Genomic DNA, 13,130 nt, shown 5'->3' on the forward strand with positions numbered 1-13,130 from the left:
CCTGCGGCGGCAGCCCCTGGCGGATACTCCGCCCATGGATGCTGTCGGCGCGGAACCTCTCGTACGTACCGCGGAGTTACGCATCTCCCGCATCCAACAGCCCCCGGGGCTGAGGATCGAGGGCATCGTCGACGTCCATGCCCACCGACACCTGAGCGGCGCTCTCGACGTGATCGCCTCGGTCGAAGGGGATCTCCAACTCGACCTCTCGGGGCTGGAGTTCCTCGACCTCGGCGGACTGCGCCTGCTGATAGGCCTGGCCCGGACCCGAAAGCCGGGCGACCATGTGGAGTTGGCGGGACTCGCCCCGCATCTGCGGAATGTGATCGCGCTCGTGGGCTGGGACGACACACCCGGTCTGCGGCTGGGAGACCGCCGTGTCAACTGACCGGGTCCCGGGCGGCTTTGAGCACCAGGCCTGTCTGTACGGCGACGAGGAAGAGTTCCTGGCGATGGCCGTGCCGTTCGCCGACGAAGGGCTGGCCGCGGGGGAGCCGGTGCTCGCTGCCACGACCCCCGCGAACATCGCGCTCCTGCGGGACGCGCTGGGGGAGCGGGCGCACGCCCTCGACACCGCCGAGATCGCCTGCTTCGGCCGCCTGCCGGTTGACCGGGTCGCCGCGTTGCTGCGGTACACGGACAGCTTCCGGGCGCGGGGCCGCCCGGTGCGGATGATCGTCGAACCGGTCTGGGCGGGGCAGTGCACCCGGCAGATCAACGACTGGAAGCGGCTGGAGTCCGGGCTCAATGTCCTGCTCGCCCACACCGACGCTCGGCTGATCTGCCCGTACGACACCCGCAGCGTGCCGGACCACGTCGTGGAGGCGGCCTGGGCGACCCATCCCCGCCATGTGGTGGGGGACCTGGTGCTGCCCTGCGGCACCTACACCGAACCGGAGACCTACGCCGCGTCCAGGGACAGCCCGCTCCCGCCGCCGCCCCCGCACGCCGCGCTCCTGGAGCCACCGGCCTCGCTGGACGCGGTACGGCGCTTCGCGCGGCTGCGGGCAGAGACGGCGAGCCTGAACGAGGAGCGCGTCGCGCAGGCCGAGACCCGGGTGAACGAGGCGCTGACCTGGCTGCTCGCGCGCGGGGCGTCCGATGCGGAGCTGCGGGTCTGGGAGGAGCCGGGCGCGGTGGTCTGGGACCTGCTGGGCCTGGGGCGGCAGGCGACCGTGCCGGGGTGCTTCGCTGGTTTCGTCCCACCGGGACCGCAGCCGTCGGCGGACGACGCGCTGTGGCTGGTGCGGAGCCTGTGCGAGGCGGTGGAGATCCGTGCGATGACCGACGGCGGTCTGCGACTGCGGCTCCGCTGCGCGGGCGCGCGCGCCCTGCACTGGCCTTGAGTTTCCCGCCGGGGTCGGACTGAACATCAGGCCGACCCCCCGCCGCGGGCGAGGACGGCGGGGGTCAGCCCGAGCGTCGCAGCGCCTCGCTCAGGCGGCCCGCCGCGTCGATGACCGCCTGCGCGTGCATCCGGCCGGGGTGACGGGTCAGCCGCTCGATCGGGCCCGAGACCGACACCGCGGCCACGACCCGGTTCGACGGCCCCCGCACCGGCGCCGAGACGGACGCCACGCCCGGCTCGCGTTCACCGATCGACTGGGCCCAGCCCCGGCGCCGTACGCCGGACAGGGCCGTGGCCGTGAAACGGGCGCCCTGCAGGCCCCGGTGCAGGCGCTCCGGCTCCTCCCAGGCCATCAGGATCTGGGCCGACGACCCGGCCTTCATGGTGAGCGTGGAGCCGACCGGCACGGTGTCCCGCAGTCCGGACAGCCGTTCCGCCGCTGCCACGCAGATACGCATGTCGCCCTGCCGGCGGTAGAGCTGCGCGCTCTCGCCCGTCACATCGCGCAGATGCGTGAGAACGGGTCCCGCCGTGGCGAGCAGCCGGTCCTCGCCCGCCGCCGCGGCCAGCTCGGCCAGCCGCGGGCCCAGGATGAACCGGCCCTGCATGTCCCTCGCCACCATCCGGTGGTGTTCCAGTGCCACGGCAAGGCGATGTGCCGTGGGTCGTGCAAGCCCTGTCGCCGCGACCAGCCCGGCGAGGGTGGCCGGACCGGACTCCAGAGCGCTCAGTACCAGAGCTGCCTTGTCGAGAACGCCGACGCCGCTAGAGTTGTCCATGCAACGATATTCACGTCTCACACTGTGAAACGCAAGTTCAAATTTCCCGCGAACTTGCGACTCTGTAGTGGCGGCCCGCGGACCAACGGGCTCTGCACAAGATCTCTAGTTGCGTCGGCGAACAGCCGGCCGGAGGGAAAGCGATGGGTAGGACACTCGCGGAGAAGGTCTGGGACGACCATGTCGTCCGGCGCGCCGAGGGCGAGCCCGACCTCCTCTACATCGACCTGCATCTGCTGCACGAGGTCACCAGCCCCCAGGCTTTCGACGGGCTGCGCCAGAATGCCCGGCAGGTGCGGCGTCTCGACCTCACCATCGCGACCGAGGACCACAACACCCCGACGATCGACATCGACAAGCCCATCGCGGACCCGGTCTCCCGCGCCCAGTTGGAGACGCTGCGCAAGAACTGCGCGGATTTCGGTGTACGGCTGCACCCGCTGGGTGACGTCGAGCAGGGTGTCGTCCACGTCGTGGGCCCCCAGCTGGGTCTGACCCAGCCCGGCACCACCGTGGTCTGCGGCGACTCGCACACCTCCACCCACGGCGCGTTCGGCGCGCTGGCGTTCGGCATCGGCACCTCCCAGGTGGAGCATGTCCTGGCCACCCAGACGCTGCCGCTGGCCCGCCCCAAGACCATGGCCATCACGGTCGAGGGCGAACTGCCCGACAGCGTCACCGCCAAGGACCTGATCCTGGCCATCATCGCCCGGATCGGCACCGGCGGCGGCCAGGGATACATCCTGGAGTACCGCGGCTCCGCCATCGAGAAGCTCTCGATGGAGGCCCGGATGACCATCTGCAACATGTCGATCGAGGCGGGCGCCCGGGCCGGAATGATCGCCCCGGACCAGACCACCTTCGACTATCTGCGGGGCCGTGACCACGCCCCCGAGGGCGAGGACTGGGACGCCGCCGTCGCGTACTGGAAGACGCTGCGCACCGACGACGACGCCGTCTTCGACGCCGAGGTGTTCATCGACGCCACCGAACTGGCGCCGTTCGTCACCTGGGGCACCAACCCCGGCCAGGGCGCGCCCCTGTCGTCCAGCGTCCCCGACCCGGCTTCGTACGAGGACGCTTCGGAGCGCCACGCCGCCGAAAAGGCCCTGGAATACATGGGGTTGAGCGCCGGCCAGCCACTGCGCGACATCAAGGTCGACACCGTCTTCGTAGGCTCCTGCACCAACGGCCGCATCGAAGACCTGCGCTCGGCCGCCGCCATTCTGGACGGCCGCAAAGTCGCCGACGGCGTACGGATGCTGGTGGTCCCCGGCTCCGTACGGGTCGCGCTGCAGGCCGTCGAGGAGGGCCTGAACAAGGTCTTCACCGAGGCGGGCGCCGAATGGCGGCACGCGGGCTGCTCGATGTGTCTGGGCATGAACCCCGACCAACTGGCCCCCGGCGAGCGCTCCGCGTCCACCTCCAACCGCAACTTCGAGGGCAGGCAGGGCAAGGGCGGACGCACCCATCTGGTCTCGCCGCAGGTCGCCGCCGCCACCGCGGTACTGGGCCATCTGGCCTCGCCCGCCGACCTGTCCGAAGCCCCCGCGACCGTCGGAGTCTGAGCACCATGGAAGCTTTCACTGCACACACCGGCCGGGCCGTCCCGCTGCGCCGCAGCAACGTCGACACCGACCAGATCATCCCGGCCCACTGGCTGAAGAAGGTCACCCGCGACGGCTTCGAGGACGGGCTCTTCGAGGCCTGGCGCAAGGACTCCTCCTTCGTCCTCAACCAGCCCGAGCGGCAGGGCGCCACGGTTCTGGTGGCGGGCCCCGACTTCGGCACCGGCTCCTCCCGCGAGCACGCCGTGTGGGCCCTGCAGAACTACGGCTTCAAGGCCGTCATCTCCTCCCGGTTCGCCGATATCTTCCGCGGCAACTCGCTCAAGAACGGTCTGCTGACCGTGGTTCTGGACCAGAAGGTCGTGGACGCGCTCTGGGAGCTGACCGAAGCCGACCCGACAGCGGACGTCACCGTGGACTTGGAGAAGCGACAGGTTTTGGCCGAAGGAATCACGGCCGACTTCGACCTTGACGAGAACGCCCGGTGGAGGCTGCTGAACGGGCTGGACGACATCAGCCTCACCCTTCAGAACGAAGCCGACATCACGGCTTACGAGGCCTCCCGACCGGCCTTCAAACCCCGCACAATTCAGGCCTGAGCAGCGCTTTTCCCGTACTGCGCCCCCCACCGTCCGGTGGGGGGCGCAGTCGCTTGTTGAGACCCTGCCGGGCGACAACTCGCCCCAGATGGCACAATCGGTGCATGGAACGCGACAGCCAACTCGAGCTCTACGAGGCAGTCGCCGCCCGACTGAAGGAAGCGCACACAAGAGTGCGCGCACTGCAAGTCCCGGAGGGCGTAAGGATGGCGCTGTCCCGGAAGCTGCTGGTCGTCACGGCAGCGGCGAAGCACGATCTCCCGGATGCGGCTAGGCGCCTGGACCGCTTGATGAAGGACCTCGACGAGGGCCGATTCCCTGAAGGCGACTGACACCCGAAGTTCCGCGAAGGTCGACTTCGTTGCGGCACTAGGGTGATTAGCCCGTTTCGTGTTTGATTTGCGGTATATATCTGCCTAACGTGCGAAAAAGCCTGGACGCATTCGTTCCGGCCAATGTCTCCGAAGGGGAAGACGTGAACAAGGCGCAGCTCGTAGAAGCGATTGCCGACAAGGTCGGCGGCCGTCAGCAGGCCGCAGACGCTGTCGACGCGGTACTTGACGCGATCGTCCGCGCAGTTGTCGGCGGAGACCGGGTTTCGGTCACCGGCTTCGGCTCGTTCGAGAAAGTCGACCGTCCTGCCCGTTACGCCCGCAACCCGCAGACGGGTGAGCGCGTGCGGGTCAAGAAGACCTCGGTTCCGCGCTTCCGTGCGGGGCAGGGCTTCAAGGACCTGGTGAGCGGCTCGAAGAAGCTCCCCAGGGGCGGCGAAGTCGCCGTCAAGAAGGCTCCCAAGGGGAGTCTCACGGGCGGCGTCGCCGCAGCCCGTACGACCGTCAAGAAGGCGGCCGCCAAGAAGACCGTCGCCAAGAAGGCGGCCGCCGCGAAGAAGACGGTCGCCAAGAAGGCGGCGGCAGTGAAGAAGACCGCGGCGAAGAAGACGGTCGCCAAGAAGGCGACCGCGAAGAAGGCCGCCGCCAAGAAGGCGACTCCGGCGAAGAAGGCGCCCGCCAAGAAGGCGACGGCGAAGAAGGCCGCCGCCAAGAAGACCGCGCCGGCCAAGAAGGCGACGGCGAAGAAGGCGCCCGCCAAGAAGGCGACGGCGCGCAAGACCGCCGCCAAGAAGAGCGCCGCCAGGTAGTAAGCGGCACAAGGTCACAGGGCCACTCACGCGCCGGGCCGGGCTCCCCTCGGGGAGCCCGGCCCGCGGCGTTTCAGAGGGTTGCCAGTGTCACCAGCGTGATGCGCAGGGCCTCACCCTGGCCCTCGGTCTCGATACGGACCCGCTGGCCCGGCCGCAGCAGCCGCAGACCGCCCGCGTCGAAGGCCGCGGCATCGAACTCCACCGGGGTGCCGTCGTCGAGCAGCACACTCCCGCTGCGGGTTTCGGAGTCGTAGGTGTACGAGGTCGCCTGCATACCGGCAGCTTAGGGGGTGTCCTCGGAATCCAGAGGGTGTGGGCACTAGGCCGTGTCTGACAAATCTCGCCTGGCGCGCGACGCCCGGCACGCACACTCGCTGCGTTGTCGGAGTCATCCAAGTACGTCCAGTACGAGGATGATCCTCCGCCTTGCGATTGCACGCACCGGACGCCGCGCACCCCGCCCTGCGGGCGGACGGCGCTATTTGTCAGACAGGGCCTAGAGGGTGCGGGCGCCCGCGGCCCAGCGCTCAGCGGTCCGCGGTCCCACTCCCAGAGCCAGCGCGGCCGCCAGATCGTCCCCCGTGTCCACGTCCTGCCGGACCGAATCCACGCCGTCGAGCAGGATTTCCGCGGCCCCCGACGCCAAATGCCGACGGCGGGATCGGCCACCGAAAGCCGGACGCAATTCCGTGCCCGGTGCCGCGGAGAGGAAAGTCGTGCCGATTCCGGCCGCATCCGCCAGAAATGCCCGGGGAAATACCGAAGCGCGAACCAGTACCCGGGCCAATTCCTCGGGGCGCAATGCGGGCAGATCGGCGTTGAGTGCCGCGACGGCCGCGCCCGGACGCAGCGCCCGCACCACCTCCGCCCCGTGCGCGAGCGCCGCGTTGAGGCCGGCGCCCGGGCTGTCCGGCACGATCCGCGCGCCCAGAGCGGCCAGCTCGCCGCCCGCCGCCGGATCGTCCGTGACGACCGCCACATCCCGTACCACGCCGCACGCCAGCGCCGCGGCCACCGTGTCCTGGGCAAAGGCGAGCGCGAGATGCGGCCGCAGAATGCCGTCGGCGGCCCCCGCGAGCCTGCTCTTGGCCAGAACGAGGGGCTTCAGCGGGACCACCAGGGACCAGCCGTCCGTCGAGTCGGTGTTCGTGGCGAGCTCTCCGTCCATGCGCATCGGGCCCCATTGTGGCGCGAGCCTTTGATGAGCCGGAGGCCCGGGCCCGGAGCCGAGGCGTACGGTGTTCTCGACAGACCAGGGGCCTGGGGCGACACTTGACCCCCAGCAGCCGGGCGGTAGCCCGGCAATAGAGGAAGGTGTCCGAGTGTCCCGCCGTAGAATCGGCTTCTGGTACCGCCTGGCGGCGGTCATCGCTAAACCGCCGCTGTTGGTTCTGTTCAAGCGGGACTGGCAGGGAATGGAACACATTCCGGCGGACGGCGGATTCATCACCGCTATCAATCACAACTCGTACCTCGACATGTTCTCCTACGGGCACTTCCAGTACAACAGCGGACGTGTGCCCCGATTCCTGGCCAAGGCCGTGCTCTTCAAGGCGCCCGTTGTCGGCACCCTCCTGCGGGGCACCGGTCAGATTCCCGTCTACCGAGAGTCCTCCAACGCCTTCGGCGCCTTCCGCGCGGCCGTCGAGGCCATCGAGCGCGGTGAATGCGTCGCCTTCTACCCGGAGAGCACGCTCACCCGCGATCCCGGTATGTGGCCGATGACCGCGAAGACCGGAGTCGCGCGTGCGGCGCTGCTGACCAAGGCGCCGGTCATTCCGATCGCCCAGTGGGGCGCCAACTTGGCGATGCCGCCGTACGCCAAGGAGAACAAGGTCCGTTTCTTCCCGCGCAAGACGCTTCAGGTGAAGGCGGGCCCGCCGGTCGACCTCGACCGCTTCTACGGTCAGGAGCCGACCCCCGAGGTGCTGAAGGCGGCGACTGAAGACATCATGGCCGCGATCACCGCGCTGCTGGAGGAGATCCGCGGCGAGAAGGCCCCCGACAAGCCGTACGATCTGCGCGAAGTCCTCGCGCACCAGCGCCGCAAGGCCGCCGAGGAGGGCACCAAGTGACGCGCGCCGCCACCAAGGCAGCAGTATTCGGAACCGGCTCCTGGGGCACGGCCTTCGCCATGATTCTCGCCGACGCCGGCTGCGAGGTGACCCTGTGGGCCCGCCGCGCCGAACTCGCCGCATCGGTCAACGCCACCCGGACCAACCCCGACTATCTGCCGGGAATTGAGCTGCCCGAGGCGGTACGGGCGACCAGCGACCCCGCCGAGGCCGCGGCCGGTGCCGAGTTCACCGTGCTGGCCATCCCTTCCCAGACCCTGCGCGGCAATCTCGCCTTGTGGGCACCGCTCCTCGCGCCGGACACCGTGCTCGTCTCCCTGATGAAGGGCATCGAACTCGGCACCGCCAAGCGCATGAGCGAGGTCATCGAAGAGGTCGCCAAGGTCTCCGCCGAACGCGTCGCCGTCGTCACGGGCCCCAATCTGGCCAAGGAGATCGCCCAGCGCCGGCCCGCCGCCGCGGTGGTCGCCAGCCGCGACGAAAGCGTCGCCCGGCGGCTCCAGTCCGCCTGCCACACCCCGTACTTCCGCCCGTACACCAACACCGATGTGGTCGGCTGCGAACTGGGCGGCGCCGTCAAGAACGTCATCGGCCTCGCCGTCGGCATCGCGGACGGCATGGGCCTCGGCGACAACGCCAAGGGCTCGCTGATCACGCGCGGCCTCGCCGAGACCACCCGCCTCGGCCTGGCGATGGGCGCCGACCCGATGACCTTCTCCGGGCTCGCCGGACTGGGCGATCTGGTCGCGACCTGCTCCTCGCCGCTCTCCCGCAACCACACCTTCGGCACCAACCTCGGCCGCGGGATGACGCTCGAGGAGACCATCGCGGCCACGAAGCAGACCGCCGAGGGCGTCAAGTCCTGTGAATCGGTACTGGATCTGGCCCGCAGGCACGGCGTCGACATGCCGATCACCGAGACGGTCGTCGGCATCGTCCACGAGGGCAAGCCGCCGGTCGTCGCGCTGAAGGAACTGATGTCACGCAGCGCCAAGGCGGAGCGGCACTGACGTGATTCAAGCCAGCGGGTAGTCTCATCGCGATATGAGCAGCGAGAACCTCCCCCAGAGCCCTGAGCAGCAGCCGCGCAAGCCGCGCGTAGCCGTCGTCTTCGGCGGTCGCAGCTCCGAACACGGGATCTCCGTGGTCACCGCCGGCGCCGTACTGCGCGCCATCGACCGTACGAAGTACGACGTGCTGCCGATCGGCATCACGACGGACGGCCGGTGGGCGCTGACCGCCGACGAGCCGGAGCGGATGGCCATCACCGACCGCCGTACGCCGAGTGTCGAGCAGCTCGCGGACTCCACCGAGGGCGGCGTGGTGCTCTCCGTGGATCCCGCCAACCGCGAGGTCGTCTACAGCGAGCCCGGCGCCGTCCCCAAGGCGCTCGGCGAGGTCGACGTCGTCTTCCCCATGCTGCACGGCCCGTACGGCGAGGACGGCACCCTCCAGGGCCTCCTGGAGCTCTCCGGCGTCCCGTACGTCGGCTCGGGCGTCCTTGCCTCGGCAGTCGGCCAGGACAAGGAGTACATGAAGCGCGTCTTCATCTCCTTCGGCCTGCCCGTCGGCCCGTACACGGTCATCCGCCCCCGCGAGTGGGAGCTCGACCCGTCCGCCGCCCGCAAGAAGATCATCGACTTCGCGGGCGAGCACGGCTGGCCGCTCTTCATCAAGCCCGCGCGTGCCGGATCCTCCATCGGCATCACCAAGGTCGACGACATCTCCGGCCTGGACGAGGCGATCACGGAGGCGCAGCGCCACGACCCCAAGATCCTTGTGGAGTCGCTGCTGCGCGGCCGCGAGATCGAGTGCGGGGTGCTGGAGTTCGAGGACGGCCCGCGTGCCAGCGTCCCGGCCGAGATCCCGCCCGTCACGGCCCACGAGTTCTACGACTTCGAGGCCAAGTACATCGACTCGGCAGCCGGTCTGGTGCCCGCGCCGCTGACCGAGGCGCAGACCGCCGAAGTACGCCGGCTCGCGGTCGAGGCCTTCGACGCCGCGTCCTGCGAGGGCCTGGTGCGGGCGGACTTCTTCCTCACCGAGGACGGCGAGTTCGTCATCAACGAGATCAACACGATGCCCGGCTTCACGCCGATCTCGATGTACCCGCGGATGTGGCAGGAGACCGGCGTCGGCTACTCCGAGCTCGTCGACCGGCTGATCCAGGCGGCGCTGCGCCGCCCGACCGGATTGCGCTAGGTCCTGTCCGGTCGATCAGGCCGGATCAGTGAGCGGCCCGCCGCGGAGCGGCTGATGTCACTGTGGTGCGTGCGATCGCAGGCCGGAGGATGGGGGGTCCCCCCGCCGAAGGCAGGGGGAGAGCCGACGCGGAGCGTCGGCGACTGACGCAACGCGGCATGGGGGCACCTCCCGTGCCCGAAGGGCTACGGGGGAGTGCGTGCCAGGGCACGCGAACCCGGCAAGATCCGAACGACAGGCCCTAGGGCCTTACGGGACCTCGAGTCTGGCCGGCACCGTCTTCTTGACGGCGTCGGCCAGTTCGGCGAGCGGCGTGATGTCGTGGGCGTACCGCTTGTCCATCGTGACCTCGACATAGGTCTTGCGGTACGTGGTGGTCAAGCGGGGGCCGTCGGGCTCCTCCTCCAGCAGCCAGTTGACTCCGTCCGCCTCCACGGCCTTCGACTGTGCGTCGCTCATCTTCGCGGGCCGCGGGACACCACAGCGCAGTACGATCGCCGCATCGCCCCAGCCGGCGGTCAGATCGGAAGCCGGCTCAGGGTCGCTGCGGTCCTCACCGGCCACGGACTTCGGCAGCTCCTTGTCCAGCGCACCGCACAGGGCTGCCTCGTTCGACGGCGGGCTGGGAACCGTGACCGACGACGCTGCGTCCGTGGAGGAGCAGCCCGCGGCAGCCAGCAGCACCAGGGCGGCAGCGGACAGAAAGAAGGGCCGGCGGCGGGAAGACGTCACCGGCCAAGCGTAGACGGGGGCTACAGGTGCACGACCGGGCAGGTCAGGGTGCGGGTGATGCCGTCCACTTGCTGGACCTTGGCGACCACCATGCGACCGAGATCGTCTACCGTCTCGGCCTGGGCGCGCACAATCACGTCATAGGGACCGGTCACGTCCTCGGCCTGAATCACTCCCGGAATCTTGCCGATGGTCTCGGCGACGGTCGACGCCTTGCCCACCTCGGTCTGAATGAGGATGTACGCCTGTACCACGGAACCTCCAGGGCGGCCACGAGGATCATGTGGGGGGAAGGGACGCCACGGTATCGCGTCGCCGCGGGCCGCGGGGAGACCCGCGCGCCGGGTGACGCCCGCAGCGTGGCGTACGGAAGGCAGAAGTTGACGTATCTCTTGACGGTACCCAGGGCGCGTACGGCTCGCGACCGCAAGCGAGCAGCACTGCCGGAGGTCCCGGCAGGACGACGGAGAGGTGAGACTCGGTGAAGGGCACTGTGGGCGAGTTGGGGGAGTTCGGGCTCATCAGGGAGCTCACCTCACGGCTCACCTCCACCCCCGCGGTCCGGCTCGGACCCGGTGACGACGCGGCGGTCGTGGCCGCACCCGACCGCAGGGTCGTGGCGAGCACGGACGTACTGCTGGAGGGGCGGCACTTCCGCCGTGACTGGTCGACGGCGTACGACGTGGGGCGCAAGGCCGCCGCACAGAATCTGGCCGACATCGCGGCCATGGGCGCGGTCCCGACCGCGCTGCTGCTCGGCCTCGTCGTCCCGGCCGAACTCCCCGTCACCTGGGCCACCGAGCTCATGGACGGCATCCGCGACGAGTGCCAGGTGGCCGGGGCGGCGGTGGTCGGCGGCGATGTCGTACGCGGCGACCTCATCACGCTCGCGATCACCGCGCTCGGCGATCTGCGCAACCACGAACCGGTCACCCGGGCCGGCGCCCAGCCCGGCGATGTCGTCGCGTACACCGGCTGGTTGGGCTGGTCGGCCGCCGGGCACGCGGTGCTCTCACGCGGCTTCCGCTCGCCGCGCGCCTTCGTCGAGGCGCACCGGCGGCCCGAGCCGCCCTACCACGCGGGCCCCGCGGCGGCCGGACTCGGCGCAACCGCCATGACTGACGTCAGCGACGGACTCGTCGCCGACCTCGGGCATATCGCGGAGGCCAGCAAGGTCCGTATCGATCTGCGTTCGGGCTCCATCGACATCCCCTCGCAGATGAACGACATCGGCCAGGCCGTCGGCGTCGACCCGCTGCAGTGGGTGCTGACCGGGGGAGAGGACCACGCGATCGTCGCGACCTTCCCGCCGGACGCGAAGCTTCCGGCCCGCTGGAAGGTGATCGGCGAGGTGCTCAACCCGTCGGCGCTGCCGCAGGTGACGGTCGACGGTGCGCCGTGGACCAAGAAGAGCGGCTGGGACCACTTCGGGGACATCGAGGACGGCAAGTAGATTCGGGGGCATGGACATACCCGCCCTGCCTCCTCGTGTGCTCACCGTCGCCGGGTCCGACTCCGGCGGCGGTGCGGGCATTCAGGCCGACCTGAAGACGATGCTGGCACTCGGTGTGCACGGCATGAGCGTGCTCACCGCGGTCACCGCGCAGAACTCGCTGGGTGTGCAGGGCGCGTGGGAACTGCCCGTCGATGCGGTACGGGCCCAGTACCGCAGCGTCGTCGACGACATCGGCGTACAGGCAGTGAAGACGGGCATGCTGGCGTCTGCGCCCCTCGTCGAGACGGTTGCCGAGCTGCTGGCCGGAACGGACGCGCCGGTCGTCGTCGACCCGGTGGGCGTCTCCAAGCACGGGGATCCGCTGCTGGCCGCCTCCGCGCTCGACTCCGTGCGCACCAAGCTGCTGCCCCTCGCGACCGTGGCAACGCCGAATCTGGACGAGGTCGAGCAGCTCACAGGCGTGCGGGTGGAGGCCGAGGCGGATCTGCGCCGGGCGGCGGACGCGGTGCTGGGCTTCGGGCCGCGGTGGGCGCTGATCAAGGGCGGGCATCTCGCGGGCGACGCGGTGGACCTGCTGACGGACGGCGCGCAGGAGCACTGGCTGCGCGCGCCCCGGCACGACAACCGGCACACGCACGGGACGGGCTGCACGCTGGCGTCGGCGGTGGCCTCGGGGCTGGCGAAGGGGATGGAGGTTCCGGGGGCCGTACGGGCCGCGAAGGAGTACGTCACGGGGGCGATCGCCGCGGGGTTCGCGCTGGGGCACGGGATCGGCCCGGTTGATCACGGCTGGCGCCTGCGCTGATCGCCGGGTTGTCTCAGCGACTGCCGTCCGGGCACGGCAAAAAGCCGGTCCACCGAGGTGGACCGGCTTTCAAGGCAACCGGAGGGGCTGCGCTACGACGAAACGTCGCGGTTAGCGCGAGACCTTGCCGGCCTTGATGCACGAGGTGCAGACGTTGAGCCGCTTCGGCGTCCGACCGACCACGGCACGCACACGCTGGATGTTGGGGTTCCAGCGACGGGACGTACGGCGGTGCGAGTGCGAAATGTTGTTGCCGAAGCCCGGCCCCTTGCCGCAGACGTCGCAGTTGGCAGCCACGGGTCACTCCAAAGACTTCAGATGCACTTACAGTGAATTCCGGCGCGCCGGATCAGTGATCTGATTGGTGGCTTTGCCGGGGGAATGGCCCGACTCTCATCGGGCAACCGGAGCAGCATACAACG

At 69.8% G+C, this 13,130-nt stretch carries 17 protein-coding genes; 11 read left to right on the plus strand and 6 right to left on the minus strand.

The annotated features are described in order from the left end of the window. The first annotated feature begins 34 nt into the window (after positions 1-34). Together OOK40_RS32375 and OOK40_RS32380 are read left to right on the plus strand one after the other, a co-directional pair. Complete coding sequence (locus tag OOK40_RS32375; RefSeq protein WP_266488726.1) at positions 35-388, plus strand: STAS domain-containing protein; 354 nt, start codon at positions 35-37, stop codon at positions 386-388. Then, complete coding sequence (locus OOK40_RS32380) at positions 378-1,346, plus strand: MEDS domain-containing protein (RefSeq protein WP_266488728.1); 969 nt, start codon at positions 378-380, stop codon at positions 1,344-1,346. Before OOK40_RS32375 ends, OOK40_RS32380 begins: the two co-directional genes overlap by 11 nt. A 64-nt stretch (positions 1,347-1,410) precedes the next feature. On the opposite strand, the gene ndgR is transcribed toward OOK40_RS32380, so the two are convergent. Next, positions 1,411-2,127: an IclR family transcriptional regulator NdgR gene (ndgR, locus tag OOK40_RS32385; RefSeq protein WP_058942291.1), complete on the minus strand. Its 717-nt coding sequence runs from the start codon at positions 2,125-2,127 to the stop codon at positions 1,411-1,413. A gap of 143 nt (positions 2,128-2,270) precedes the next feature. Here ndgR and leuC point away from each other — a divergent pair, with 143 nt between their 5' ends. The 4 genes from leuC to OOK40_RS32405 all read left to right on the plus strand — a co-directional run bounded on the left by leuC (position 2,271) and on the right by OOK40_RS32405 (position 5,435). After that, positions 2,271-3,695: a 3-isopropylmalate dehydratase large subunit gene (gene leuC / locus OOK40_RS32390; protein ID WP_266488734.1), complete on the plus strand. Its 1,425-nt coding sequence runs from the start codon at positions 2,271-2,273 to the stop codon at positions 3,693-3,695. 5 nt (positions 3,696-3,700) lie between these two features. Continuing rightward, entirely contained in the window at positions 3,701-4,294 is a 594-nt protein-coding gene (gene leuD / locus OOK40_RS32395) for a 3-isopropylmalate dehydratase small subunit (RefSeq protein ID WP_266488736.1), read from the plus strand. Positions 4,295-4,398: 104 nt separating this feature from the next. Further along, a complete protein-coding gene (locus OOK40_RS32400; RefSeq protein ID WP_142213448.1) occupies positions 4,399-4,626 on the plus strand; it encodes a hypothetical protein in 228 nt (75 codons plus the stop codon). 143 nt (positions 4,627-4,769) lie between these two features. Further along, positions 4,770-5,435 (plus strand): HU family DNA-binding protein, encoded by a 666-nt coding sequence (locus OOK40_RS32405; protein WP_266488737.1) that lies wholly within the window; start codon positions 4,770-4,772, stop codon positions 5,433-5,435. A gap of 73 nt (positions 5,436-5,508) precedes the next feature. On the opposite strand, the gene OOK40_RS32410 is transcribed toward OOK40_RS32405, so the two are convergent. Beyond that, positions 5,509-5,712: a hypothetical protein gene (locus tag OOK40_RS32410; RefSeq protein ID WP_266488739.1), complete on the minus strand. Its 204-nt coding sequence runs from the start codon at positions 5,710-5,712 to the stop codon at positions 5,509-5,511. Positions 5,713-5,934: 222 nt separating this feature from the next. Next, positions 5,935-6,612: a 2-phospho-L-lactate guanylyltransferase gene (gene cofC, locus OOK40_RS32415; protein WP_266488741.1), complete on the minus strand. Its 678-nt coding sequence runs from the start codon at positions 6,610-6,612 to the stop codon at positions 5,935-5,937. A gap of 148 nt (positions 6,613-6,760) precedes the next feature. Here cofC and OOK40_RS32420 point away from each other — a divergent pair, with 148 nt between their 5' ends. The 3 genes from OOK40_RS32420 to OOK40_RS32430 are packed head-to-tail and all read left to right on the plus strand — an operon-like array spanning position 6,761 to position 9,715. Beyond that, the gene (locus OOK40_RS32420) at positions 6,761-7,513 is read left to right on the plus strand and encodes a 1-acyl-sn-glycerol-3-phosphate acyltransferase (protein WP_266488744.1); all 753 of its coding nucleotides are present in this window, start codon (positions 6,761-6,763) and stop codon (positions 7,511-7,513) included. After that, positions 7,510-8,523 (plus strand): NAD(P)H-dependent glycerol-3-phosphate dehydrogenase, encoded by a 1,014-nt coding sequence (locus OOK40_RS32425; protein ID WP_266488746.1) that lies wholly within the window; start codon positions 7,510-7,512, stop codon positions 8,521-8,523. The genes OOK40_RS32420 and OOK40_RS32425 overlap by 4 nt, the downstream gene beginning before the upstream one ends. A 34-nt stretch (positions 8,524-8,557) precedes the next feature. Next, a complete protein-coding gene (locus OOK40_RS32430) occupies positions 8,558-9,715 on the plus strand; it encodes a D-alanine--D-alanine ligase family protein (RefSeq protein ID WP_266488749.1) in 1,158 nt (385 codons plus the stop codon). Positions 9,716-9,964: 249 nt separating this feature from the next. Here OOK40_RS32430 and OOK40_RS32435 read toward each other — a convergent pair whose 3' ends face one another. Both OOK40_RS32435 and OOK40_RS32440 read right to left on the minus strand, forming a co-directional pair. Further along, positions 9,965-10,447, minus strand: coding sequence for a DUF3515 domain-containing protein (locus tag OOK40_RS32435; protein ID WP_266488750.1), 483 nt, complete (start codon positions 10,445-10,447; stop codon positions 9,965-9,967). 20 nt (positions 10,448-10,467) lie between these two features. Continuing rightward, positions 10,468-10,701, minus strand: coding sequence for an Lrp/AsnC family transcriptional regulator (locus OOK40_RS32440; RefSeq protein ID WP_108152814.1), 234 nt, complete (start codon positions 10,699-10,701; stop codon positions 10,468-10,470). A 227-nt stretch (positions 10,702-10,928) separates the two neighbouring features. Here OOK40_RS32440 and OOK40_RS32445 point away from each other — a divergent pair, with 227 nt between their 5' ends. Beyond that, positions 10,929-11,900 carry a thiamine-phosphate kinase gene (locus OOK40_RS32445; protein ID WP_266488756.1) on the plus strand — a complete coding sequence of 324 codons (972 nt, stop codon included), beginning with the start codon at positions 10,929-10,931 and terminating at the stop codon, positions 11,898-11,900. 10 nt (positions 11,901-11,910) lie between these two features. Next, on the plus strand, positions 11,911-12,708 hold the full coding sequence (gene thiD / locus OOK40_RS32450; protein WP_266488758.1) for a bifunctional hydroxymethylpyrimidine kinase/phosphomethylpyrimidine kinase: 798 nt from the start codon (positions 11,911-11,913) through the stop codon (positions 12,706-12,708). Positions 12,709-12,819: 111 nt separating this feature from the next. Here thiD and rpmB read toward each other — a convergent pair whose 3' ends face one another. Further along, on the minus strand, positions 12,820-13,005 hold the full coding sequence (rpmB, locus tag OOK40_RS32455; RefSeq protein ID WP_003957616.1) for a 50S ribosomal protein L28: 186 nt from the start codon (positions 13,003-13,005) through the stop codon (positions 12,820-12,822). Between the last annotated feature and the right edge of the window lie 125 nt (positions 13,006-13,130).

The sequence above is a fragment of the Streptomyces sp. NBC_01481 genome, assembly GCF_026339995.1.
Classification (GTDB): Bacteria; Actinomycetota; Actinomycetes; order Streptomycetales; family Streptomycetaceae; genus Streptomyces.